General features: G+C 57.0%; 19 protein-coding genes. 8 read left to right on the top strand and 11 right to left on the bottom strand.

Annotated elements, in window-relative coordinates; translation table 11 throughout:
* On the top strand, positions 1-2418 hold the full coding sequence (gyrB, locus tag BM395_RS13230) for a DNA topoisomerase (ATP-hydrolyzing) subunit B (RefSeq protein ID WP_069900054.1): 2418 nt from the start codon (positions 1-3) through the stop codon (positions 2416-2418).
* Positions 2419-3116: 698 nt separating this feature from the next.
* On the opposite strand, the gene BM395_RS13235 is transcribed toward gyrB, so the two are convergent.
* From BM395_RS13235 to glyQ, 5 genes are all read right to left on the bottom strand, one after another.
* Entirely contained in the window at positions 3117-5240 is a 2124-nt protein-coding gene (locus BM395_RS13235; RefSeq protein WP_090512531.1) for a TonB-dependent siderophore receptor, read from the bottom strand.
* Between the two features lie 1387 nt (positions 5241-6627).
* Entirely contained in the window at positions 6628-7404 is a 777-nt protein-coding gene (locus BM395_RS13240; protein WP_090512532.1) for a lysophospholipid acyltransferase family protein, read from the bottom strand.
* 32 nt (positions 7405-7436) lie between these two features.
* On the bottom strand, positions 7437-7970 hold the full coding sequence (gene gmhB, locus BM395_RS13245) for a D-glycero-beta-D-manno-heptose 1,7-bisphosphate 7-phosphatase (protein WP_090512535.1): 534 nt from the start codon (positions 7968-7970) through the stop codon (positions 7437-7439).
* A gap of 65 nt (positions 7971-8035) precedes the next feature.
* Positions 8036-10090: a glycine--tRNA ligase subunit beta gene (gene glyS / locus BM395_RS13250; protein WP_090512537.1), complete on the bottom strand. Its 2055-nt coding sequence runs from the start codon at positions 10088-10090 to the stop codon at positions 8036-8038.
* Entirely contained in the window at positions 10087-11079 is a 993-nt protein-coding gene (glyQ, locus tag BM395_RS13255; RefSeq protein ID WP_069900122.1) for a glycine--tRNA ligase subunit alpha, read from the bottom strand. The genes glyS and glyQ overlap by 4 nt, the downstream gene beginning before the upstream one ends.
* An 84-nt stretch (positions 11080-11163) precedes the next feature.
* On the opposite strand from glyQ, the gene BM395_RS13260 reads away from it, so the two are divergent.
* The 4 genes from BM395_RS13260 (at position 11164) to BM395_RS13275 (ending at position 13838) form a co-directional block, all read left to right on the top strand.
* A complete protein-coding gene (locus tag BM395_RS13260; RefSeq protein ID WP_090512540.1) occupies positions 11164-11718 on the top strand; it encodes a DNA-3-methyladenine glycosylase I in 555 nt (184 codons plus the stop codon).
* A 66-nt stretch (positions 11719-11784) separates the two neighbouring features.
* The gene (locus tag BM395_RS13265) at positions 11785-12672 is read left to right on the top strand and encodes a lysophospholipid acyltransferase (RefSeq protein ID WP_069900067.1); all 888 of its coding nucleotides are present in this window, start codon (positions 11785-11787) and stop codon (positions 12670-12672) included.
* Positions 12673-12792: 120 nt separating this feature from the next.
* Positions 12793-13056, top strand: a complete 264-nt coding sequence (locus tag BM395_RS13270; protein ID WP_090512541.1) for a PilZ domain-containing protein — start codon at positions 12793-12795, stop codon at positions 13054-13056.
* Between the two features lie 140 nt (positions 13057-13196).
* Positions 13197-13838: a 7-cyano-7-deazaguanine/7-aminomethyl-7-deazaguanine transporter gene (locus tag BM395_RS13275; protein ID WP_425287613.1), complete on the top strand. Its 642-nt coding sequence runs from the start codon at positions 13197-13199 to the stop codon at positions 13836-13838.
* 82 nt (positions 13839-13920) lie between these two features.
* On the opposite strand, the gene BM395_RS13280 is transcribed toward BM395_RS13275, so the two are convergent.
* The 5 genes from BM395_RS13280 to def all read right to left on the bottom strand — a co-directional run bounded on the left by BM395_RS13280 (position 13921) and on the right by def (position 18918).
* Positions 13921-14241, bottom strand: coding sequence for a tetratricopeptide repeat protein (locus BM395_RS13280; RefSeq protein ID WP_090512544.1), 321 nt, complete (start codon positions 14239-14241; stop codon positions 13921-13923).
* Between the two features lie 442 nt (positions 14242-14683).
* Positions 14684-16057 (bottom strand): Trk system potassium transporter TrkA, encoded by a 1374-nt coding sequence (gene trkA, locus BM395_RS13285; RefSeq protein ID WP_069900071.1) that lies wholly within the window; start codon positions 16055-16057, stop codon positions 14684-14686.
* Positions 16058-16070: 13 nt separating this feature from the next.
* Entirely contained in the window at positions 16071-17384 is a 1314-nt protein-coding gene (gene rsmB, locus BM395_RS13290) for a 16S rRNA (cytosine(967)-C(5))-methyltransferase RsmB (protein ID WP_090512547.1), read from the bottom strand.
* Positions 17381-18322: a methionyl-tRNA formyltransferase gene (fmt, locus tag BM395_RS13295; protein WP_090512550.1), complete on the bottom strand. Its 942-nt coding sequence runs from the start codon at positions 18320-18322 to the stop codon at positions 17381-17383. Before fmt ends, rsmB begins: the two co-directional genes overlap by 4 nt.
* 89 nt (positions 18323-18411) lie before the next feature.
* Complete coding sequence (gene def / locus BM395_RS13300) at positions 18412-18918, bottom strand: peptide deformylase (protein ID WP_069900074.1); 507 nt, start codon at positions 18916-18918, stop codon at positions 18412-18414.
* 150 nt (positions 18919-19068) lie between these two features.
* Here def and BM395_RS13305 point away from each other — a divergent pair, with 150 nt between their 5' ends.
* The 3 genes from BM395_RS13305 (at position 19069) to tsaC (ending at position 21989) form a co-directional block, all read left to right on the top strand.
* Positions 19069-20094 carry a LysM peptidoglycan-binding domain-containing protein gene (locus tag BM395_RS13305; RefSeq protein WP_090512552.1) on the top strand — a complete coding sequence of 342 codons (1026 nt, stop codon included), beginning with the start codon at positions 19069-19071 and terminating at the stop codon, positions 20092-20094.
* Between the two features lie 86 nt (positions 20095-20180).
* Positions 20181-21293, top strand: coding sequence for a DNA-processing protein DprA (gene dprA / locus BM395_RS13310; protein ID WP_170860594.1), 1113 nt, complete (start codon positions 20181-20183; stop codon positions 21291-21293).
* A gap of 138 nt (positions 21294-21431) precedes the next feature.
* Positions 21432-21989 (top strand): L-threonylcarbamoyladenylate synthase type 1 TsaC, encoded by a 558-nt coding sequence (tsaC, locus tag BM395_RS13315; protein ID WP_090512555.1) that lies wholly within the window; start codon positions 21432-21434, stop codon positions 21987-21989.
* A gap of 847 nt (positions 21990-22836) precedes the next feature.
* On the opposite strand, the gene BM395_RS13320 is transcribed toward tsaC, so the two are convergent.
* Complete coding sequence (locus BM395_RS13320) at positions 22837-23814, bottom strand: NADPH:quinone reductase (RefSeq protein ID WP_069900077.1); 978 nt, start codon at positions 23812-23814, stop codon at positions 22837-22839.
* Positions 23815-24015: the final 201 nt, after the last annotated feature.

Genomic DNA, 24015 nt, shown 5'->3' on the forward strand with positions numbered 1-24015 from the left:
ATGAGCGAAAACCAAACGTACGACTCCAATAACATCAAGGTCCTAAAAGGCCTGGATGCCGTACGCAAGCGACCTGGTATGTACATCGGTGACACCGACGATGGCAGCGGTCTGCACCACATGGTGTTCGAGGTGGTGGATAACTCGATCGACGAAGCGTTGGCTGGCCATTGCAGCGAGATCACAATCACCATCCATCCGGACGAGTCGATCACTGTTCGCGACAACGGTCGCGGCATTCCGGTGGACATCCACAAGGAAGAAGGCGTCTCTGCAGCTGAGGTCATCATGACCGTGTTGCACGCCGGCGGTAAGTTCGACGACAACAGCTATAAGGTGTCGGGTGGCTTGCACGGTGTGGGTGTTTCGGTAGTAAACGCACTCTCCAAAGAACTGGTGATGACCATTCGCCGTGCCGGCAAAATTTGGGAGCAGACCTATTTCCATGGCGTGCCACAGGCACCCATCGCAGCAGTAGGCGACACCGATACCAGCGGCACGCAGATCCACTTCAAGCCGTCTGAAGATACTTTCGCCAACATCCACTTCAGCTGGGACATTCTGGCTAAGCGTCTGCGCGAACTGTCGTTCCTTAACTCGGGTGTGGGTATCGTCCTCAAAGACGAACGCAGCGGTAAGGAAGAGCTGTTCAAGTATGAAGGTGGTCTGCGCGCGTTCGTTGAGTACCTCAACCAGAACAAGACCGCAGTCAACCAGGTATTCCACTTCACCGTTCAGCGTGACGATGGCGTGGGCGTAGAAGTCGCCCTGCAGTGGAACGACAGCTTCAATGAGAACCTGTTGTGCTTCACCAACAACATTCCACAGCGCGACGGTGGTACGCACCTCGCGGGTTTCCGCTCTGCCCTCACCCGTAACCTCAATGCTTATATTGAGCAGGAAGGCCTGGCCAAGAAACACAAGATCGCCACCACTGGTGATGACGCCCGTGAAGGCCTGACCGCGATCATTTCGGTAAAAGTACCGGACCCCAAGTTCAGCTCGCAGACCAAAGACAAGCTGGTATCGTCCGAGGTTAAAACTGCAGTTGAACAAGAGATGGGCAAGTACTTCTCGGACTTCCTGTTGGAAAACCCCAACGAAGCCAAAGCCGTCGTCGGCAAGATGATCGACGCTGCGCGTGCCCGTGAAGCGGCGCGTAAAGCCCGCGAAATGACCCGCCGCAAAGGTGCGCTGGATATCGCAGGTTTGCCTGGGAAACTGGCCGACTGCCAAGAGAAGGACCCTGCCCTCTCTGAACTCTACATAGTGGAAGGGGACTCCGCGGGCGGTTCTGCTAAGCAGGGTCGTAACCGCAAGACTCAAGCGATCCTGCCGTTGAAGGGTAAGATCCTCAACGTCGAGAAAGCGCGCTTCGACAAGATGATCTCATCGCAAGAAGTCGGCACGCTGATCACCGCTCTCGGCTGTGGTATCGGCCGTGAGGAATACAACATCGACAAACTGCGTTATCACAACATCATCATCATGACCGATGCTGACGTCGACGGTTCGCACATTCGTACCCTGCTCCTGACATTCTTCTTCCGTCAGTTGCCGGAGCTGGTTGAGCGCGGTTACATCTACATTGCTCAACCACCGTTGTATAAAGTGAAGCGCGGTAAGCAGGAGCAGTACATCAAAGACGACGAGGCCATGGAAGAATACATGACTCAGTCGGCTCTTGAAGACGCCAGCCTGCACGTGAACGAAGGCGCCCCTGGCCTCGCTGGTGAAGCGCTGGAGCGTCTGGTTAACGATTACCGCCTGGTGATGAAGACCCTCAAGCGTTTGTCGCGCCTGTACCCTATGGAGCTGACCGAACACTTCGTCTATCTGTCGGGCGTTAGCGTTGAGCAACTGGCAGATAAAGGCATGATGGAAATCTGGCTCAGCCAGTTTGAAGCTCGTCTGAAAACCATGGAGAAGTCGGGCTTGGTTTATAAGACACGCCTGCATGAAGACACTGAGCGTCACCTGTGGCTGCCGGAGATCGAACTGATCTCGCACGGTAACTCCAGCTACATCGTGTTCAACCGCGACTTCTTCGCCAGCAACGATTACAAGACTGTCACCAGCCTTGGCGATCAGATCAACAGCCTGCTCGAAGAAGGTGCCTACGTGCAGCGCGGCGAGCGCAAGAAGCCGGTAACCACCTTCAAGGAAGCCCTGAACTGGTTGATGACTGAAAGCACCAAGCGCCACAGCATTCAGCGCTACAAAGGTCTCGGCGAAATGAACCCGGACCAACTCTGGGAAACCACAATGGACCCAGACGTACGCCGCATGCTCAAAGTGCGCATCGAAGACGCCATTGCCGCGGATCAGATCTTCAACACCCTGATGGGCGACGAAGTAGAACCACGCCGTGACTTCATCGAGACCAACGCTCTGGCGGTGTCTAACCTGGACGTTTGATGATGTTGTAGGTGGGCAAAGTTAATTGCCCACTCGGCAAGAGTTACCGGTCAAAGACAAACCCCAGCGGATCTTGTATCTCCTGGGGTTTTCTTTTGGGTGTTCATAAATCTGCTTACGTAGAATTTTGTAGTTCTGTGATTAATAAAACCCGATAACGCAGTTGCTGATATCTCGCGTAGTTGCCAGTGAGTGATGTTTCAACCTCAAGCGGGGTGACGATTGAGCGGTTGCCAAGTGAGCGATTGAATATCCTTGCAATGACGATACTGCTCACATAAAGCAGTAAGCAGGCCTCAATCAATATCCGCACCGACGATGTGCTTAAAGTCCGAGCTTACCCGTGCTGGAAAAACTCTGCGCTCCCCTTCTGAGTTAATTCTTCAGGCTTTTCAGTATTGCGCAGAGCGCGCTCAGCTACCCTTCCATATCCAGATGATACTGCGCTGAAAAGCTGCTTAGGCTTCAGAACAGGCGGGATTATGTTGATATTCAAACATCACTACCTTCGCCAGGCTCTGGGGTTTGGCATGGGCCATTGGGCGAATTGTGATCTGCGCGGAGCCGCTACAGAAAAGCCCCTAGGCAAGCCTTTATCAGGCTCATCTAGGGGCTTTACTCGGATTGCTGTTAGCTTTCTAACCGCTGCATTGATCAGGTTGGAATGCCTGACCGCAGAGCAGTTGGCCGGGCTCGACTTACCAGTTGTAGCTCACCTTAGCGGTTATTTCGCGGCCTGGGTTGTAGTAGTCGGCGGTACCGGAACCGACTACATGCTGCTCATCAAACAGGTTGCTGACGTTGACGGCAAGGTCGGTGCCTTTGACGATTTGGTAGTTTAAGGCTGCGTCAAACAAGGTAGCCGCGTCACTCTCGGCGCTGTTGGTGGCGTCGAAGTAGTATTCACCGATGTAACGTGCACCCAAGCCTACGCTAACGTCTGTGTTGGGGACGTTGTAGTAGGTCCACAATGACGCTGAATGTTTCGGCGCTGCGGAAAACTCGTTGCCCTTAATTGAGGTGCCACCGAATACCGTACCGCGAACGACTTCCGACTCCATGTATGAATAGCCGCCGATCAGGCTCAGGTATTCAGTCAGCTCGGCTTTGGCTTCCAGATCGAGGCCTTTGACTCGTGACTCACCGATGGTTTCCTGTTCGATGGTGCCGTTAGGCTGAACGACACCGATGGTGACATCATCCTGGCTGAGGTCATAGATGGCTGCGGAGAACAGTGAGTTGCTGCCGCTAGGCGCATACTTCACGCCAATCTCATACTGCTTACCGCGCTCCGGGGTTACGCCGATTGTTGGGGGCGACACGGATTCCACCATGCTTACATAAGTGGAAACTTCGTCGTTGACGATAAAGGTCAATGCACCGCGGTAAGAGGTTTCAGAGAAGTCGTCTGAATCCTTGGTCCCGGTAATGTCGGTGCTGGAGAGATCCAGGCTGTCGTTGCGCACGCCGGCCGTGACAATAAAGCGATCGTAGAAGGACAGGTTCTGCTGCAGGAATACCGACTTGGTGGTGTCGTCCTGATCGTTACTGCTGTACGGCGCGATTGCAGCCGGAGCGCCGGTGTATACCGGATTGGCAACGTCGATTGGTGATGCCAGACCGTAGATAGAGCTGTCTTCTGTTGAAGAGTCGCGATACTCCACTCCAACCATTGTACTGCTGTCTATTTCGCCGAAACTGGCGTCGTATTGCAGCATCAGATTGCCGTTTACTTCATTGGCTTCACTGTCTGTACCGAATTGGTAGCGGTCCAATGTTGTGCCTGTACGTCCGGCGTAGTCGTAGAGATAAACGTAGCCGAAATCATCAGTCAGATCGCTGTAGCGCAAGTTGCTGCGCACGATAAAGCCATTATCGAAGTCATGGGTGAAGCTGGCACTGTAACTAGTACGTTCGACATCGTGGAAGTTGAAGTCGGGTTCGCCAAAGAACTCATCGCGGTCGTACTCCTTATCCAGCGGATAACCTCCGCTGTTAGGGGTACTTTCGGTTTTCAGGTAATCGATGAGGAAGGTGGCGGTGGTAAACGCGCTGGGCGCCCAGGTCAGACCACCCATGAGCAAGGTATCGTCATCTTGTGAGTGGTCATACTCACGGTCGCTGTCCTGAAATTTTCCGGTCAGACGGTAAGCAAGTGTCTGCTCTTCGTCCAGCGAGTCGCCCAGATCAATGCCGGTCTCGATATGATCGAAGGAGCCGTAGGTCACATAACCCTGACCGAATTTTTCGAAGCGTGGTTTTTTACTCACGAAGTTCACAGAGCCGCCTGGGTCTGCCGGGCCGAACAGCGTGGAGTTGGCTCCCCTCAACACCTCTACACGCTCATAGGCGTAAGGGTCTTCGCGTACGCCGCGCATTGAGCCTAGTGTCAGCCCGTCGCGGTAAGTTGTGGCTTGAAAGCCGCGGATTTTGAAATAGTCGTTGCGGTCATCCGTGCCGTAGAAGTCGGAAATTACCCCCGGGGTATATTGCAGAACTTCTTCTGTGGTGCTGGCACTTCGCTGCTCCATTTCCTTTTCGGTGATCACCGATACCGAAGCAGGTGTGTTGAGGATGCTGGTGGCAACCTTGCCGCCAACCCAAAGCTCTTTGGCAACAACAGTGCTTGAGTCGTCACCGGCATCGGCTTGGGCGTTGACTATGATGGGAGCAAGACGATAGGGCTCATCTTTTGCTGCGCTGTCAGTCTCTTGAGCGCTGACGCTCAGGGAAAGCCCCGCCAATGGAGTGCAGATTAGGACGGCGGTTGCGCATTGCCTGTATGTGCGCGAGAAGATGAAGCGAGTTTTGCTATCAGTCATGCAAGATCCTTTGTCACTCAGCGGCCTCAGCCGCTAGCCCTAGACGTTTCTGTTTTTAAGTCGTCGTATAACTCGAGACACTCTAAAACTAATTAGTAATGCAAACAATTAGCATTTACATTGGTTTTGCTGTGATGAATGCAGATCTTGCTGCGAACGGCCGCTTACAAGCGGACTAAGTGGCGGACTTGAAGTGCGTGATAGCACTGCGCAGAACAGTGTTTAGCTCGCTCAGAGATCCAGATGACTTGAGTGAAAAGGCCGATTGCTTAAGCACTTATTCCAGCACCTTGGCAGTATCTGCTCCAGGTCTAAGCGGATGCTCTACAAACCACTCCGATGAGCGATCAGGCCTGCGTTGTATGTACATGCCTTGCAGGCCAGAACTGAGGTAGCCGCTCAAACGGGCCTGAAACGTCTGTTGGGTAACGCCGCTTACTAACCGAGGGAATTAACATCAGCTGTTATCCACAAGATGACAAGCTGCGAATGACAGTGACTATGCGCCCTTGTGATTGATTCTGAAGGCGTCTGGAGTGAGAAACAGCATCAGGGTGGAGTTTGGTTTAACGCGTGCTGAAGGCTCTCTGGGAGCGCACAATCAGGCTTTCGGAGGCAGAATCCGGCGCTGGTTGGATGATGCGAGGGGATATTACGGGGTTCTGAAAGCAATGAAGGGAGCCGAGGCTCCCTTCAAATAATGCTTTAGCGCTGTTTTTATTATTTCGATCTATTGTTTTTATTTTGATCGCTGTTGCCTAACTGTTCGTTGATCCATCTGGATCCAAGGAAAACGTATTTTTTTGGATGCTGGTATTACTCTTGTCGCTCCAGAATCTGGGTTGATCCAATCAGTCCAGCTACCTTCAGGTAGTTTTATTATTTTCGATCTGATTGCCGTGTTACCCGGAAAAAGCTAACCCTTTCCAAAAAAATCTGTTTGCTACTCATCTGGCCTGTTGTTGTTTTTATGTCAGATTCGTTAGGTTTTTTGTTGCTGATCTTATTGTTGTTGTACCACTAACAAAGCATTTGCCGTGCCAGTTTTTGTAATCCCTTTAAAAACAGGGGTTTACGTGATCAGGCCTGGTTTGGTTGAACGAATATTTTGCAATAGTGTTCCCTTCCCACCCGAATCGGTTACGCCTGAATTGGCCGAGGTAACAGATCGGTCACAATAGTGGTGTATGGCGAGGTAACAGCCGCGCCACACGACTCCACGCCCAAGCGCGGCGTATCGGCGCCCGCTGATAGCCAGATAAGAAGTATGCAGGCAGTGTTTGCTGGTCTGGGTTTGGCGATGCTCTGCCCAGGCTTTGGCGTTTTGAGTGTGAGGGGGTTTTGCGCTCAGCGCAGAGTTGCTCTGCGCTGAGTATTGGAACGGCGCTTAGCCTTTTTCTGGGGCTGCTGTTGTGGCCGTGGCGTCTGCCGGCAGGCAACCGATGTCTTTTTGCGCCTGACACACCCAGGCGAATGCCCGGTCGTTGAGCTCGGCGATGGCGCGAGGGCCGGTGCCTTCGGCATGCATTAGCGGGCCAATTACCACTTGTACGGTGCCGGGATTTTTATCCCAGCCTTGTTTTGGCCAGTACTTGCCGGCGTCATGCGCGATTGGCAGAACCGGCAGGTTGGCGTTTACCGCCAATGAGGCGCCGCCGCGTGAGAATTTGCCGATCTGCCCGGATGGAATCCGTGTGCCTTCAGGGAAAACCAGAACCCAGCAGCCCTGCTCCAAGCGCTCGTGGCCTTGTTTGGCGAGTTGCTTGAGTGCAGCTTTAGGGTTGCTGCGGTCGATGGCGATGGGCTTGAGCATGGCCATGGCCCAGCCGAAAAACGGTACGTACAACAGTTCGCGTTTAAGTACCTGGCTGAGGGGTTCGAACAGGGCCGAGAGGAAGAAGGTTTCCCATGTGCTCTGGTGGCGGGAGAGGATTACGCAGGGCTTGTCCGGAATATTTTCCATGCCTTTGACTTCATAGTTGATGCCAACTACGACTTTGGCGAGCCACACAGCTACTGTGCACCAGGCTTGGTTAACGAAACGATAGCGCTGACGGAACGGCAGGAACGGCGCGACGAAAACGCTGATGGTGCACCATATGAACGAGGTGGTAGCCAGAAGGAAGTAGAACAGAAATATTTGTATGGCCCGCAGTATCGACATAAGAGCTTTTACCGTCGCAGGCAGAGCCTGCTTTATGAGTTGAGGAGCTGGGCAGCAACTGCTGCCAGGTCATCGAAGATCAAGGTTCCTGCTGGCAATCCTTTTGCCAGCGTGCGTAGACCTTTGCCGGTTTTTACCAACACTGGCTGACAGTCGACGGCCTTTGCCGCTTCCAGGTCACCACTGCTATCCCCTACAAACCAGATGCCTTCGAGGCGGGTGTCGTAGTGTTCTGCAATCTGTTGGAGCATGCCCGGCTTGGGTTTGCGGCAATCGCAACCGTCGTTCGGGCCATGCGGGCAGTAAACAATAAGCCCAACTTCGCCGCCCTGCTCTGCCACCAGCTCATTCAGCCGGCCATGCATGGCTTCGAGCGCATCGAGGCCATAATAGCCACGGGCAATACCTGACTGGTTGGTAGCGACAGCCACGGTCCAGCCAGCTTTGGATAGACGAGCAATGGCCTCAATCGAGCTTTCGATTGGGATCCACTCTTCAAGGCATTTTATATAGTCGTCGGAGTCATGATTGATGACGCCGTCACGATCGAGAATCAGTAGTTTCATGCGCGTGCTCACACTGCATTGTGTCCGCCATCGCCGGAAACAGCGATGACGGACGCAATTAAGGCTTAGCCCAGGACGGAGATATCCGCGACACCAAGGAACAAGCCGCGCAACTTGGCCAGCAATGCATAGCGGTTGGCACGTACGCTTGGATCTTCGGCGTTGACCAGAACAGTCTCGAAGAAGTTATCCACAGGACCGCGCAGGCTTGCCAGCTTGGCCAGTGCTTCGCTGTACTGACGGTTTTTCGCCAGTGGCAGAACTGCCTGTTCGGCTTGCTGGATAGCCGCGTTGAGGGTGAACTCGCTCGGCGTGTCGAAGTAATGAGCGGCAATGCTTGGGGCAATCTGGCCGTCGGCTTTGCTCAAAATGTTCGATACACGCTTGTTGGCGGCAGCCAGTGCTTCGGCCTCCGGCAACTTGCGGAACGACTGCACCGCTTGTACGCGTTGGTCGAAGTCCAGCGGAGACACCGGATTGACCGCACGTACCGCTTGATAAACCGCCACTTCCACGCCTTCGTCTTCGTAGCGCGCACGCAGGCGGTCGAAGATGAAGTCCTGAGCCTGAGCAGCCAGACCGTCTGCCTTGATCTTGCCGCCGAACTGCTTGATCGAGAACGCAATCGCCTCGACCAGATTCAGCTCCAGGTCCTTCTCGATCAGGATACGCAGCACGCCAAGCGCCGCACGACGCAGTGCATACGGGTCTTTGCTGCCGGTTGGCAGCATGCCGATACCGAAGATACCGACCAGTGTGTCGAGCTTGTCTGCCAGCGCAACGGCTGCACCCGTGAGGGTGGCCGGCAGCTCTGCGCCCGCACCGCGAGGCATGTATTGCTCGTTTAGCGCAACGGCCACATCGCCCGGCTCGCCGTCGTGCTTGGCGTAGTAGTAACCGGCGATGCCCTGCATTTCCGGGAATTCGCCGACCATCTCGCTGGCCAAATCGCACTTCGAGAGCAGGCCGGCACGTGCCGCCCACGCCGCGTTACTGCCGATACGCTCGGCAATGTAGCCAGCCAGAACCGAGACGCGCTGAGCTTTGTCGTAGACCGAACCGAGCTGAGCCTGGAATACCACGTTGGCGAGGCGCTGGTTGAAGGTTTCGAGCTTCTGCTTCTTGTCCTGCTTGAAGAAGAACTCGGCGTCGGTGAGGCGCGGACGCACTACCTTCTCGTTACCCGAGATGATTTGCGCAGGGTCTGTGCTTTCGACGTTGGCCACGGTGATAAAGCGCGGCAGCAACTTGCCTTCAGCATCCAGCAGGCAGAAATACTTCTGGTTGTCCTGCATGGTGGTAATCAGGGCTTCTTGCGGCACTTCCAGGAAGCGTTCCTCGAACGAGCACACCAGCGGCACCGGCCACTCGACCAGCGCGCTGACTTCGTCGAGCAAGGCCTGCGGCACGATGGCGGTGCCGTTTTGCTCGCTGGCGAGTTGTTCGATGCGCTTGCTGATTTGCTCGCGACGCTCGTCAAAGTCGGCGATAACCCGTGCATTGCGCAGGTCTTCGGCGTAGCTGGCCGGCGCGTTGATGGTCACGTCTTGATTGTGGTGGAAGCGATGGCCGCGCGAAACGCGTCCTGCTGTTTGCGTGAGGATTTCGCAGTCGAGCACCTCATCACCAAACAGCATTACCAGCCACTGAGTCGGGCGGACGAATTCTGTACGGCGTGCACCCCAGCGCATGCGCTTGGGGATCGGCAATTCATTGAGCGAAGTCTCAACGATTTCCGGCAGCAAACTGGCGGCGGTTTTACCGGCAATCGACTGGCTATAGCGCAGCTTGGGGCCGCTGGTGTCGATTTCAGACAGGTCCACGCAGCACTTCTTGGCGAAGCCCAGCGCAGCGGCAGTCGGGTTGCCATCGGCATCGAAGGCAGCCTGCATTGGTGGACCGTCGAGATTCATCACGCGGTCTGGCTGATGGGTGTCGAGCTGGCTAACCAGAACGGCCAGGCGGCGTGGTGCGGCGTAGTAGCGAGAGGCGGTGTAGTTCAGGCCGGCAGCCTTGAGTCCTTTTTCAACACCGGCCAGAAACGCCTGACCCAGAGTTTTCAGGGCTTTGGGTGGCAGCTCTTCGGTGCCCAGTTCAACCAGAAAATCTTGTGCACTCATTCTGCAGCCTCCGCGGTGTTGCTCTGTGCTTCATCTTGCAGGAGACCTGCTTCCATCATCTTGGCCAGTACTTCGTCACGCAGTTCATCGGTTGCCAGCGGGAAGCCAAGTTTGGCGCGGGCTTGCAGATAACTCTGGGCGACGGCGCGAGCCAGTGCCCGGACGCGCAGAATGTACTGCTGACGCGCGGTCACCGAGATCGCCCGGCGTGCATCCAGCAGGTTGAATGTATGCGAGGCCTTGAGCACCATTTCATAGGTTGGCAGCGGCAGCTCAAGCTCGATCAGGCGGTTGGCTTCGGACTCATAGAAGTCGAACAGCTCGAAGAGTTTTTCGACGTTGGCGTGCTCGAAGTTATAGGTCGACTGCTCCACCTCGTTCTGGTGGAACACATCGCCGTAAGTCACTTTGCCGAACGGGCCGTCCGCCCACACCAAGTCATATACCGAGTCGACGCCCTGAATGTACATGGCCAGACGCTCAAGACCGTAAGTGATCTCGCCGGTCACCGGATAGCACTCGATGCCACCGACTTGCTGGAAGTAGGTGAACTGGGTGACTTCCATACCGTTCAGCCAGATTTCCCAGCCCAGACCCCAGGCGCCCAGTGTTGGCGATTCCCAGTTGTCTTCAACGAAGCGAATGTCGTGCACCAGCGGATCAATACCAATGGCCTGCAATGAGCCCAGATACAGCTCTTGGAAGTTTTCCGGATTAGGCTTCAATACCACCTGAAACTGGTAGTAGTGCTGCAAACGGTTCGGGTTTTCGCCATAACGACCATCGCCAGGGCGACGGCTAGGCTGAACATAGGCGGCGTTCCAGGTCTCAGGACCAATAGCGCGCAAGAATGTAGCGGTGTGGAAAGTGCCAGCACCGACTTCCATATCGTAGGGCTGCAAGACAACACAGCCCTGCTCTGCCCAATATTTTTGCAGGGCGAGAATCAAATCTTGGAAGGTGCGCACGGCAGGCGTAGTCTGGCTCACGAAAAATTCACCTGTTTTGGCTGCGACAGAAAGGGCGGCAGTATAGCGCAATCTACGTAGCCAGGACTTGCCCGGGAAGGCCTTATGACTCGTTGTTTTTGGTGTTCGGATGATCCGCTGTACATGGCTTACCACGATGAAGAATGGGGGGTGCCCTTAACAGACCCCGATAAGCTCTTTGAGTTGCTTCTGCTTGAGGGGTTTCAGGCGGGCCTTTCGTGGATAACCGTTTTGAAAAAGCGTGAGCGCTACCGCGAAGTGCTGCACGGCTTTGATGTTCAGCGTCTGGCGCAACTCACCGACGATGAAATCGAGGTGCTCATGCAAGACCCGGGCATTGTGCGAAATCGCCTCAAGCTCAAGGCCGTTCGGCAAAACGCTCAGGCCTGGCTCAGGCTGGAAGACCCGGTGAGTTACCTGTGGTCGTTTGTCGGCGGCAAGCCTCTGATCAATCACTTTACCGGGCGCGGTGATGTTCCGGCGATCACACCGCCTGCCGAGGCCATGAGCAAAGCGTTGAAGAAGGCCGGGTTCAACTTTGTCGGGCCAACCATTTGTTACGCCTTCATGCAGGCCAGCGGCATGGTGATGGATCACACCACCGACTGCTTTCGTTATCCACAGTTGGCCAAAGCGTGAGTCGCACCTGAGCGGCTTGCGGCGCGGGGCGTTACAATAGACCTTTTGACCCTGTTGGAGTGATCTGTGGAGAAGTTCAAAGGTGCGCTCGTGGTGGGCTTTCTGCGCCTGTTTGCATTGCTGCCCTGGCGCGCAGTGCAAGCGACCGGCGCGGCAATCGGCTGGCTGATGCTGAAAATACCTAACGGCTCGCGCGAGGTGGCCCGCGTCAACCTGCAAAAGTGCTTCCCCGAACTGGACGCCGCTGCGCAGGAAAAACTGCTCGGCGAGACGCTTGTTGGCATCAGCAAAACCCTGACCGAGAGCGCTTGCGCGTGGATCTGGCCAGCGAAGAAATCGCTTGGTCTGATCCGCGAAGTCGAAGGCCTCGAGGTGCTGGAGCAAGCGCTGGCATCCGGCAAAGGCGTGGTCGGCATCACCAGCCATCTGGGCAACTGGGAAGTGCTCAATCACTTCTACTGCGCGCAGTGCAAACCGATCATTTTTTACCGTCCGCCAAAGCTCAAGGCGGTGGACGAGTTGCTGCAAAAGCAGCGCGTGCAGATGGGCAACCGCGTAGCTGCCTCAACCAAGGAAGGCATCCTCAGCGTAATTAAAGAGGTGCGCAAAGGTGGCTCGGTGGGCATTCCTGCCGATCCCGAGCCGAGCTTGTCCAGCGGTGTGTTCGTGCCGTTTCTGGGCACCGTTGCACTTACCAGCAAATTTGTACCGAGCATGCTGACCGGCGGTAAAGCCGTTGGCGTGTTCCTGCATGCACTGCGCCTTGAAGATGGCAGCGGCTATAAAGTGATTCTCGAGGCCGCGCCAGAAGGCATGTACAGCGACGACATCGCCGTAAGCGTAGCGGCCATGAGCGAGGTGATTGGCCGCTATGTTCGCGCTTATCCAAGCCAGTACATGTGGACCATGAAGCGCTTCAAGAAACGCCCCGAAGGTGAGGCGCGCTGGTATTGAGCGGAAAAATTTGAGCTGTTAGTCAAAAGGCGCCGAATCAGGCGCCTTTTTTATAGCTAATACTGTGCATAAATGACGCTTTCGGTTATTAAATAGGTTCACCTTGAGCACGGACCCGCTATGTCTAACCAACGCCAGCACCCTCGCACGGCGATGAACTGCCGTATCAAAATCTGCCATCCGAGTTTTGGCGAGCTGATCGCCCAGACGCGTGACCTTTCAGATGCCGGTGTTTACATCAAGCATCCGGAGATGGCGGGGCTCAACAAAGGTGACCGGGTCACTGGGCAGGTGCAGGATATGCCTGTCGAAGCGCCGATCCTGGAGATGGAAGTCATCCGCATCGATGCAGAAGGCGCCGGGTTACGTTTCATCCTGACGTGACCAATTATCCGTTTATTGTACGAAAGCTATCCTCAAGGTCAGGAATTGGCTAGAATGCCGCGCTCGTTTGGCTAACCAGCCCGAGCGCAATGGGTTCCCTCACCCCATAACATCCAAAAAGGCCTGACATGCAGACTTCCTTGAGTACGATCCGACGCCCCGCGTTGGTCGCGTTAATCGCGTTTCATATTCTTATCATTATCGCCAGTAACTACCTGGTGCAGTTGCCGATTACCATTTTCGGCTGGCACACCACGTGGGGCGCGTTCAGCTTCCCGTTTATCTTTCTGGCAACCGACCTCACCGTTCGCCTGCTTGGCAAAGGCCCGGCGCGCAAGGTGATTGCCCGCGTTATGCTGCCGGCGTTGGTGGCCTCATACGTGGTTTCTGTGCTGTTCCAGAACGCTGCATTCGCAGGCTTTGCAGCGCTGCAGGAGTTCAACGTATTTGTCGGTCGCATCGCGTTGGCCAGTTTCTGTGCCTATGTGTTCGGCCAGTTGCTCGATATTCAGGTGTTCGACCGCATGCGTCGCCTGCGTCAGTGGTGGGTTGCACCAACCGCCTCGACCATTCTGGGTAACCTGCTCGACACCTTCATATTCTTCTCTATCGCCTTCTGGCAGAGCAGCGATCCGTTTATGGCCGAGCATTGGGTGGAGATCGCCAGTGTCGATTACGCCATCAAGCTCACCGTGAGCCTGGTGCTGTTCGTGCCGCTGTACGGCATTTTGCTCGGCGCGATTGCCAAGTTGCTGGCCGGAAGAGCCGTCCCGGCGACCTGACCTGAGTCGATCAGCCAAGAAAAAGCCCGGCCTGAGTTATCTCGGCCGGGCTTTTTGCTTTATGGAGGATGCGGACTGCGTTTCAAGACGGGTTGTTGGCTTTATCCAGCTTGCGCATAAACACGCTCATTTCCTTCTCAGCCTGCTTGTCGCCATGTGCCTGAGCGGCCGCCACGCCCTGTTCCCAGGCATTGCGTGCCGCGTCGGTCTGGCCATCGGCTTGCAGCGCCTTGCCCAGTAGCTTCCAGGCGGCGGAGTAGTTGGGATCAAATGCTACGCAGCGTTGCAGGTGTTCAATTGCCTGCGCGCAATCGCCGGCATCCAGATAACCCTTGCCCAGCCCGAAGCGCAGTAACGCATTATCGACGCCTTTATCGAGCATCCTTTCAAGAGATTCGAGCATGCAAACTCCAACAGTCGTGAGCGTTATCCACAGCATGACGGATTAACCTGCGGTTTATCCATCCTCCGGACGGCGCGCCCCCAATCTATCCGTCATGGCGATTATCCCAACGATACGAAAATGCCGATGCCATCGCCGATGAGATCTATCCACAACACGCCGAATTAACCCGCGATTTATCCATCCCCCGATCAGGCGCAACCCACAAACCGGAGGATGGATAGCCCCGAAGGCGGCAATCCGTCATGGCGATTATCCCAACGATTCGAATATGCACATGCCATCGTCGGAGAAAGTTACCCACAACACGACGGAGCAACCCGCGATTTATCCATCCCCCGAACAGGCGCGGCCCGCAAACCGGAGGATGGATAGCCCCGAAGGAGGCAATCCGTCATGGCGATCGAGGCGTCATATTTCACACACCACAACCGGCACCGCCTTAGAAGAACGTCAAACCCACCTGGAACAGGCTTTCAACATCACGGATGTACTTCTTGTCGACGAGGAACAGGATGATGTGGTCGCCGCTTTCGATCACGGTAATGTCGTGGGCGATCAACACTTCATCCTCACGGATAATCGCGCCGATGGTGGTGCCGGGCGGCAGGGTAATGTCGCGAATGGCCCGGCCAATAACCTTGCTCGATTTGGCGTCGCCGTGAGCAATCGCTTCGATGGCCTCGGCCGCACCCCGGCGCAGCGAGTGCACGCTCTCGATGTCGCCACGGCGCACGTGGGTCAGCAAGGTGCCGATGGTTGCCAGCTGCGGGCTGATGGCGATGTCGATATCGCCGCCTTGCACCAAATCCACATAGGCCGGGTTGTTGATAAGTGTCATCACCTTGCGCGCGCCCATGCGCTTGGCCAGCAAGGACGACATGATGTTGGCTTCGTCGTCGTTGGTCAGCGCCAGGAAGATATCCGCGTCGTTGATGTTCTCTTCAACCAGCAAGTCGCGGTCGGAGGCACTGCCCTGCAGGACGATGGTGTTGTCCAGCGTCTCTGACAGATAACGGCAGCGCGCCGGATTCATCTCGATGATTTTGACTTGATAGCGGCTTTCGATGGCCTCGGCCAGACGTTCGCCAATATGGCCACCGCCGGCGATCACAATCTTCTTGTAGCTGTCTTCAAGGCGACGCATTTCGCTCATAACCGCACGAATGTGCGCGCGGGCGGCGATGAAGAACACCTCGTCGTCAGCCTCGATGACCGTGTCGCCCTTCGGGATGATCGGCCGGTTGCGGCGGAAAATAGCGGCAACGCGGGTGTCGACATTGGGCATGTGCTCGCGCAGCTGACGCAACTGCTGACCGACCAGCGGGCCACCGTAATACGCTTTGACTGCCACCAACTGAGCCTTGCCTTCGGCGAAGTCGATCACCTGCAGCGCGCCCGGATGTTCAATCAGGCGCTTGATGTAGTTGGTCACCACTTGCTCGGGGCTGATCAGTACATCAACCGGAATCGCCTCGTTATCGAACAGCCCGCTGCGGCTCAGATAAGCCGCTTCGCGGACACGGGCAATCTTGGTCGGGGTGTGGAAAAGGGTGTAGGCCACCTGACAGGCGATCATGTTGATCTCGTCACTGTTGGTCACGGCCACCAACATGTCGGCATCATCCGCGCCTGCCTGACGCAGCACGGTCGGGAATGAGCCACGGCCTTGTACGGTACGAATATCCAGACGATCACCGAGGTCGCGCAAGCGGTCGCCATCGGTGTCCACAACGGTAATGTCATTGGCTTCACTGGCCAGATGCTCTGCCAGTGTGCCGCCAACCTGACCGGCGCCGAGAATGATGATTTTCATCCGTTTCCTTTCCTCAGCCGCGAGGAGTCGCGGCGATTTTGATCAGCTTGGCATAGTAGAAGCCATCGTGGCCGTCCATTTGCGCCAACAATTGTCGACCGTGTGGCTGCTGCAGGCCAAATGGCCCGGCAATGTCCAATTCGCGTGCACCCGGCGTGCGTTCAAGGAAGGCCGCGATGGTTTCGCTATTCTCGGTCGGCAGGGTCGAGCATGTGGCGTAGAGCATGATGCCGCCAACCGCCAGCGTTGGCCACAGTGCGTCAAGCAACTCGCCCTGAAGGTGCGCCAGCGGGGCAATGTCTTCGGCTTTGCGCGCCAGTTTGATGTCCGGGTGGCGACGAATTACGCCGGTGGCGGAACAGGGCGCGTCGAGCAAAATCCGCTGGAACGGCTTGCCGTCCCACCATTTGCTGACATCACGGCCGTCGGCGGCGATCAATTCGGCGTCGAGCTTGAGGCGCGCGAGGTTTTCGCGAACGCGCACCAGTCGCTTGGCTTCGAGGTCTATCGCCACTACGCCAGCCAGCTCGGGCTCGGCTTCGAGGATATGGCAGGTTTTGCCGCCCGGAGCGCAGCAGGCGTCGAGTACGCGTTGCCCCGGCGCCAGATCGAGCAAGTCTGCCGCCAGTTGCGCGGCTTCGTCCTGGACGCTGACGTGCCCTTCGGCAAATCCGGGCAGGGTGGTGACATCGCAGGCTTGAATCAGACGAATGCCATCGCGGCTGAAGGTGCAGGCGGCTGCTTCGATACCGGCTGCTTGCAGTTGTTGCAGATAGTCATTGCGGCTGCCGTGGCGGCGATTAACCCGCAGCATCAGCGGTGGATGCGCATTGTTAGCCGCGCAAATCGCTTCCCAGTGCTCGGGCCAATGGGCTTTGAGGGCCTTTTGCAGCCAGCGCGGATGCGCGGTGCGCACCATCGGGTCGCGCTCCATTTCCGCCAGCAATGGTTCGGCTTCACGTTGGGCGCGGCGCAACACGGCGTTGAGTAAGCCTTTGGCCCAGGGCTTTTTCAGCTTGTCGGCGCAACCCACGGTTTCGCCCAAGGCGGCGTGGGCGGGAATGCGTGTGTAGAGCAACTGATACAGGCCGACCAGTAACAGGGCCTCGACGTCTTTGTCGGCGGCCTTGAACGGTTTCTGCAAAAGCTTCTCGGCCAGCGCCGAAAGCCTTGGCTCCCAGCGCGCGGTGCCGAATGCCAGCTCTTGAGTCAGGCCGCGATCGCGTGGTTCAACCTTGTCGAGTTGTGGCGGCAGGCTGCTGCCCAGCGAGGCTTTGCCGGATAGAACCGCACTCAGGGCGCGGGCTGCAGCCAGACGCGGATTCATGCGAGCACCGTGCCGATGGCGAATTGGTCACGACGGCTGTTATACAGGTCGGCGAAGTTCAGCGCCTTGCCGCCGGGCAATTGCAGGCGGGTCAGCAACAGCGCGCCGCTGCCGCAAGCGACCGTCAGGCCTTCTTTACTGGCGGCGAGAATTTCACCTGGCTTGCCACTGCCCTTGCCCAGTTTGGCGGCATGCACTTTAAGCGCTGCGCCATTGAGGCTGCTCTGGCAGATCGGCCAAGGATTGAATGCACGGATCAACAGTTCCAGCTCACCCGCCGGACGCGACCAGTCGAGCTGTGCCTGTTCCTTATTAAGCTTGTGCGCATAGGTGGCCAGCGCATCATCCTGTACTTCGCCTTTCAGCGTGCCTGCCGCGAGGCCTGCAATCGCTTCGATCACGGCCGCCGGGCCAAGGCTGGCAAGCCGGTCATGCAAGCTGCCGCCGGTGTCTTCGGCGCTGATCGGGGTATGTGTCTTGAGCAGCATCGGGCCAGTATCGAGACCCGCTTCCATCTGCATCACAGTAACCCCGGACTCGCTGTCACCGGCCTCAATCGCGCGCTGGATCGGCGCAGCACCGCGCCAGCGTGGCAGCAACGAGGCATGACTGTTGATACAGCCCAGACGCGGCGTATCGAGCACTACTTGCGGCAGGATCAGCCCGTAAGCGACCACCACCATCAAGTCGGCCTGCAAGTTGGCCAGCTCGGCCTGAGCATCCGCATCACGCAGGGTTTGTGGCTGATAGACCGGAATGTCGTGTTCAAGCGCCAGCTGTTTGACCGGGCTCGGCATAAGCTTCTGCCCGCGGCCAGCCGGGCGATCTGGCTGGGTGTAAACCGCAACAATCTGATGAGATGTGCCAAGCAGGGCTTTCAGATGCTCGGCGGCGAATTCCGGAGTACCGGCAAAGACAATACGCAGTGCTTCAGTCATGTGGGCTCGCTAGATGGACAAGGCTTGCACGCACTGGCCGGGCTTGCGCGCGGAGTTGAGAGGCGCCAAGCCTGTGGATAAGTCAGCGCTTAATCGCGCAGGCGGTGCTGTTTTTCCAGCTTTTTCTTGATCCGGTCACGTTTCAGCGTAGACAGGTAATCAACGAACAGCTTGCCATTGAGGTGATCGCACTCGTGCTGAACGCACACGGCCAGCAGGCCTTCGGCGATTAGCTCGTAAGGCTTGCCATCACGGTCCAAAGCCTTGACCTTGACCTTCTGCGGGCGGTCGACGTTTTCATAGAAGCCCGGCACCGAAAGGCAGCCTTCCTGATACTGATCAACCTCGTCAGTCAGCGACTCGAACTCCGGGTTAATGAAAACCAGTGGTTCGGAGCGGTCTTCGGAGATGTCCATGACCACAATGCGCTTATGCACATTGACCTGTGTTGCAGCCAGACCAATGCCAGGGGCTTCGTACATGGTTTCAAACATGTCGTCTATCAACTGGCGTAATTCGTCATCAACGACGTCCACAGGCTTAGCAATGGTACGTAGTCGAGGATCTGGAAATTCTAGGATGTTTAAGATAGCCATATATGTTTGTGATGCACTTATGGAATAAAGTCAAAAAGCGCTGCTAAGATGATGAACAGCATGAAAAAGGCTTCACATCGTGGCGCGATTGATGTCACGACGCGGCGCTAGGGCGCTTCACAGAAGACACATAATAAAGGGATTCACCGAATGAGGAAATCACTACTCGCCCTGCTACTGCTCGCCGCGGGTGGCTTGGCCCAGGCTGCAGTTCAGCTTAAAGAGGGGCACCCGGACACTTATACAGTGGTCCGCGGCGATACGCTCTGGGATATTTCCGGGCGTTTCCTGAGCGAGCCCTGGAAATGGCCAGAGATTTGGCATGCAAATCCTCAGGTGAAAAACCCGCACTTGATCTATCCGGGCGACCAATTGTCGCTGGTCTATATCGACGGCCAGCCTCGGCTGATGCTCAACCGCGGTGCTTCACGCGGCACCATCAAGCTGTCGCCTAAAGTTCGCACCACGCCAATGGCAGAAGCCATCCCGACGATTCCGCTCGAAGCCATCAACAGCTTTTTGCTGAGAAACCGCATCGTTGAGTCCGATAAAGACTTCAACGCTGCGCCGTATATTGTTGCCGGTAATGCCGAGCGTGTCGTCAGTGGCGCGGGCGATCGTGTGTACGCACGCGGCAGCTTCGATCCGTCTGCACCGGTTTACGGCATCTTCCGTCAGGGAAAAGCCTACAACGACCCGATCACCAAAGAGTTTCTCGGCATTAACGCCGACTCGATCGGCGGCGGCGAGATTGTTGCCGAAGAAGGCGATATCGGCACCATGATGCTCAGCCACGCCAATCAGGAAGTGCGCAACGGCGACCGCCTGTTCCCGACCGAAGAGCGTGCGATCAACTCGACATTCATGCCGAGCGAGCCAGCCGGTCCAATTGATGGTTTGATCCTCGATGTTCCGCGTGGTGTTTCGCAGATCGGCCAGTTCGATGTTGTGACCCTGAACAAGGGCTTGCGCGATGGCTTGGCTGAAGGCAACGTGCTGGCGGTCTACAAGACCGGCGAGACCGTGCGTGATCGTGTGACCGGCGAACAGGTAAAAATCCCTGACGAACGTGCAGGTTTGCTGATGGTGTTCCGCACCTACGACAAACTCAGCTATGGTTTGATTTTGGGTGCCACGCGCCAACTCGCAGTCATGGACAAAGTGCGTAACCCGTAATACCCGAAAACCCCGCCGCCCGGATTCGGGCGCGGGGTTTGCTGCTTTAGCCGCCTGCGCGGCGCGACAGATCAAGGATGATCATTATGTCGCAACGCCTGCCCAGCCATTCTCCGGCTGAAATCGAAGCCCGCCTCCGCCTGCATTGTTTACCGCAACTCGGCCCGCGCCGCTTGCATACCCTGTTCCGTGCCTTCGCCGATGCCTCGTCCGCCATCAGTGCGCCCGCCAGTGCCTGGCGTTCTCTGGGTTTGCCCGCGACTTGTGCAGCGTCACGTCGCTGCAGCGAGGTGCGCGAGCGAGCCCGAGCCGCACTGCAATGGCTTGAGGCAGAGCAGCATCACCTGTTGATGTGGGATGACGCGGACTACCCTGCACTGCTCGCCGAACTCAACGATGCGCCGCCGTTGCTGTTTGTGGCGGGTGACCGGGCTTTGTTCGAGCAGCCGCAACTGGCGATTGTCGGCAGTCGCCGCGCATCCAAGCCGGGGCTCGATACCGCCCATGCTTTCGCGCGGAGTCTGGCGGCGGCAGGGTTCGTTATTACCAGTGGGCTGGCGCTGGGCATTGATGGCGCCGCTCACCGTGGCGCGCTGGCTGCAACCGGTAAAACCATCGCCGTGCTGGGCACTGGCTTGCAATGTGTATATCCGCCAAGGCATCGTCAGTTGGCTGTGGATATCGTCGCGCAAGGCGGGGCGCTGGTCAGTGAGTTGCCTCTGGATTGCGCACCTCTGGCCGGTAATTTTCCACGGCGTAACCGGCTTATCAGTGGTCTGTCGGTCGGCGTATTAGTGGTCGAAGCCAGTCCGTCCAGTGGTTCGCTGATCACCGCCAAACTGGCAGCCGAACAAGGCCGCGAGGTGTATGCGATTCCCGGTTCAATCCATCATCCGGGCGCGCGTGGCTGCCATCAGCTGATTCGCGATGGCGCCGCGCTGGTCGAGTGCATTGACGATGTTTTGCAAGCGCTGCGCGGCTGGCAGAATCAACCCGCGCCGCCTGCGGAACCGGCGCGCAAAGAATCGCACCCGTTGCTCGCGCTGCTATTCGCCGCCCCACAAACAAGTGAAGCGTTGGCGTTCGCCAGCGGCTGGCCATTACCCAAGGTGTTATCGACGATGACCGAACTTGAAATAGATGGTCGCGTCGCCAGCGAAAACGGCCTTTGGCAAGCCCGGGCAATCCAGAGTTCTTAGCCTGAGAGATGTATTGCGAAACTCGGAACTCCATCATCGGCTCAACGATTGGCCCCAGCGCATCGCCGCGCACTGGGTTTCCCCTCGTCCACGTCGTTTGGATACACTTGCCCGGCATGCATTCATGGAGCGCAGTTAATGGTCAGCAGTTGGCAAGTTCGGCAGGCAGCAAGTGTTGTACTTCAGGGCGGTGTGATCGCCTATCCGACCGAAGCCGTATGGGGGCTTGGCTGTGATCCGTTTGATGAGCTGGCCGTTGAGCGCTTGCTCGCGCTGAAAAGCCGGCCGATACACAAAGGCCTGATCCTGGTTGCCGACAGCATTCATCAGTTCGACTTCCTGCTCGAAGACCTGCCCGAGATTTGGCAGGACCGCGTCGCCAGCACATGGCCGGGCCCAACCACGTGGCTGGTGCCGCATCAGGACCGTTTGCCCAAGTGGATTACGGGCGAGCACAACAGCGTGGCGATCCGCGTCAGCGATCATCCGCTGGTGCGCGAACTGTGCGCCCTCACCGGCCCTATCGTCTCAACCTCGGCAAACCCAGCAGGCCGCCCGTCCGCACGCACGCGGTTGCGCGTCGAACAATACTTCCCACGCCAGCTGGACAAGGTTCTCAACGGTAAATTGGGCGGACGCAAAAACCCCAGCCTGATCCGCGACCTGATCAGCGGGGATGTTGTTCGACCTTCATGAGGCGGGGCAAAATCGAGCCGCGCGATTAGCCTCACAACAACATTCACAATGGAGGATGGATAAACCGCAGGTTAATCCGTCATAGCCATCTGTGGCGTGTACGCGGTTTCGCCTTTGATTTTGGCGGTATGGCGGCATGTCTTACGTAATGCCGCGCCGCACCAATCGCCATGACGGATTGCCGCCTTCGGGTCTACCCATCCTCCGGCCTTTGGTCTGGCGTGAAACCGAGCCGCGCGATTGGCGCCACAACAACATTCACCAACGGAGGATGGATAAACCGCAGGTTAATCCGTCATAGCCATCGGTGGCGTGTACCCGGTTTCGCCTTTGATTTTGGCGGTGTCGCGGGCAAGTCGTGCGTAATGCCGCGCCGCATAAATCGTCTTGACGGATTGCCGCCTTCGGGGCTATCCATCCTCCGGATCTGGTACGGCGTGCAACCGACCCGCACGATTAGCCCCACAACAATTCACAATGGAGGATGGATAAACCGCAGGTTAATCCGTCATGGCCATCTGTGGTGTGTACGCGGTTCCGCCTTTGATTTTGGCGGTGTGGCGGGCATGTCTTGCGTAATGCCGCGCCGCATGAATCGTCATGACGGATTGCCGCCTTCGGGGCTATCCATCCTCCGGTCTGTGGTACGGCGCAAAACCGAGCCGCACGATTGCCCCCACAACAACATTTCCCCAATGGAGGATGGATAAACCGCAGGTTAATCCGTCATGGCCATCTGTGGTGTGTACGCGGTTCCGCGTTTGATTTTGGCGATGTGGCGGGCCGTGATCGGATTAAAGCCGGGTTGGCGCAATGACGGGTGTTCCGTCATTGCGCTGCGCAACCTTTACGGCAACAGGATTGTTGAGCCGGTGGTCTGGCGGCCGCTCAGTGCGATCTGTGCTTTTGCGGCATCGGCCAAAGCGTAACGCTGGCTGATTTCGACGTTGAGCTTGCCGCTGCTGATCATGGCGAACAGCTCATCGGCCATGCTTTGCAGGCGTTGCGGCGTATCGGCGTAGCCCATCAGGGTTGGCCTGGTCACGAACAACGCGCCTTTCTGCGCCAGAATGCCGAGGTTGACCCCGCTTACTGCGCCAGATGCATTACCAAAGCTGACGACGAGGCCGCGCGGCGCGGTGCAGTCGAGCGAGGTTTCCCACGTGTCTTTACCTACGCCGTCGTAAACCACCGGACACTTCTTGCCGTCGGTGAGCTCAAGCACGCGCTTGGCAACGTCTTCGTGGCTGTAGTCGATAGTTGCCCATGCGCCCTGCTGCATCGCGCGCTCGGCCTTGGCGGCGGAGCTGACGGTGCCGATCAGGTTAACCCCGAGCGCTTTGGCCCACTGGCACGCAAACGAGCCAACACCACCCGCTGCTGCGTGGAACAAAATCGTCTCGCCGCCCTGCAATTGGTAAGTCTGGCGGAACAGATACTGCACGGTTAAACCCTTGAGCATTACCGCAGCGGCCTGCTCAAAGCTGATTTCATCGGGCAGTTTCACCAGTCGCTCGGCCGGCAGCACATGCAGTTCGCTATACGCACCCAGCGGGCCGGTGGCGTAGGCGACGCGATCACCCACCTTGAACGATGAAACTTCGCTGCCGACCGCTTCAACCACGCCAGCGCCTTCTGTGCCCAGGCTCGAAGGCAATGCTGGCGGCTGATACAGGCCGCTGCGGAAATAGGTGTCGATGAAGTTCAGGCCGATGGCGTGGTTCTGCACGCGGACTTCTTTAGGGCCGGGAGCCGCGGGCTGATAGTCGGTGAATTCGAGTACTTCCGGGCCGCCGTGACTGCTGAATTGAATGCGCTTGGCCATGCCAGACTCCTTGCTGATGGTGAAATGGACGCTGCGATTAAACGCCAGTAGACGCCCATAATGCCGCTAATTTGCGCGGCGGGCATTACTCCTATCGTCTGCCTTGCCGGTTAATGGCACAAAGTTGCGCAGGCGCATTACTGACCCTAGGTTTGATACCAGTCAACTGCGGGCGCACTGGCGGGAATGTTATGCTTGCGC

The organism is Pseudomonas marincola, assembly GCF_900116605.1.
Taxonomy (GTDB): domain Bacteria; phylum Pseudomonadota; class Gammaproteobacteria; order Pseudomonadales; family Pseudomonadaceae; genus Aquipseudomonas; species Aquipseudomonas marincola.

What these genes read in the sequence shown, in the direction of transcription:
- rsmB (WP_090512547.1), bottom strand. Translation starts at nt 17,384, where the DNA reads ATGAATCCGCGTCTGGCTGCAGCCCGCGCCCTGAGTGCGGTTCTATCC.
- BM395_RS13240 (WP_090512532.1), bottom strand. Translation starts at nt 7,404, where the DNA reads ATGTCGATACTGCGGGCCATACAAATATTTCTGTTCTACTTCCTTCTG.
- tsaC (WP_090512555.1), top strand. Translation starts at nt 21,432, where the DNA reads ATGGTCAGCAGTTGGCAAGTTCGGCAGGCAGCAAGTGTTGTACTTCAG.
- BM395_RS13305 (WP_090512552.1), top strand. Translation starts at nt 19,069, where the DNA reads ATGAGGAAATCACTACTCGCCCTGCTACTGCTCGCCGCGGGTGGCTTG.
- glyS (WP_090512537.1), bottom strand. Translation starts at nt 10,090, where the DNA reads ATGAGTGCACAAGATTTTCTGGTTGAACTGGGCACCGAAGAGCTGCCA.
- gyrB (WP_069900054.1), top strand. Translation starts at nt 1, where the DNA reads ATGAGCGAAAACCAAACGTACGACTCCAATAACATCAAGGTCCTAAAA.
- BM395_RS13260 (WP_090512540.1), top strand. Translation starts at nt 11,164, where the DNA reads ATGACTCGTTGTTTTTGGTGTTCGGATGATCCGCTGTACATGGCTTAC.
- BM395_RS13280 (WP_090512544.1), bottom strand. Translation starts at nt 14,241, where the DNA reads ATGCTCGAATCTCTTGAAAGGATGCTCGATAAAGGCGTCGATAATGCG.
- def (WP_069900074.1), bottom strand. Translation starts at nt 18,918, where the DNA reads ATGGCTATCTTAAACATCCTAGAATTTCCAGATCCTCGACTACGTACC.
- BM395_RS13320 (WP_069900077.1), bottom strand. Translation starts at nt 23,814, where the DNA reads ATGGCCAAGCGCATTCAATTCAGCAGTCACGGCGGCCCGGAAGTACTC.
- BM395_RS13270 (WP_090512541.1), top strand. Translation starts at nt 12,793, where the DNA reads ATGTCTAACCAACGCCAGCACCCTCGCACGGCGATGAACTGCCGTATC.
- BM395_RS13235 (WP_090512531.1), bottom strand. Translation starts at nt 5,240, where the DNA reads ATGACTGATAGCAAAACTCGCTTCATCTTCTCGCGCACATACAGGCAA.
- gmhB (WP_090512535.1), bottom strand. Translation starts at nt 7,970, where the DNA reads ATGAAACTACTGATTCTCGATCGTGACGGCGTCATCAATCATGACTCC.
- fmt (WP_090512550.1), bottom strand. Translation starts at nt 18,322, where the DNA reads ATGACTGAAGCACTGCGTATTGTCTTTGCCGGTACTCCGGAATTCGCC.
- dprA (WP_170860594.1), top strand. Translation starts at nt 20,181, where the DNA reads ATGTCGCAACGCCTGCCCAGCCATTCTCCGGCTGAAATCGAAGCCCGC.
- trkA (WP_069900071.1), bottom strand. Translation starts at nt 16,057, where the DNA reads ATGAAAATCATCATTCTCGGCGCCGGTCAGGTTGGCGGCACACTGGCA.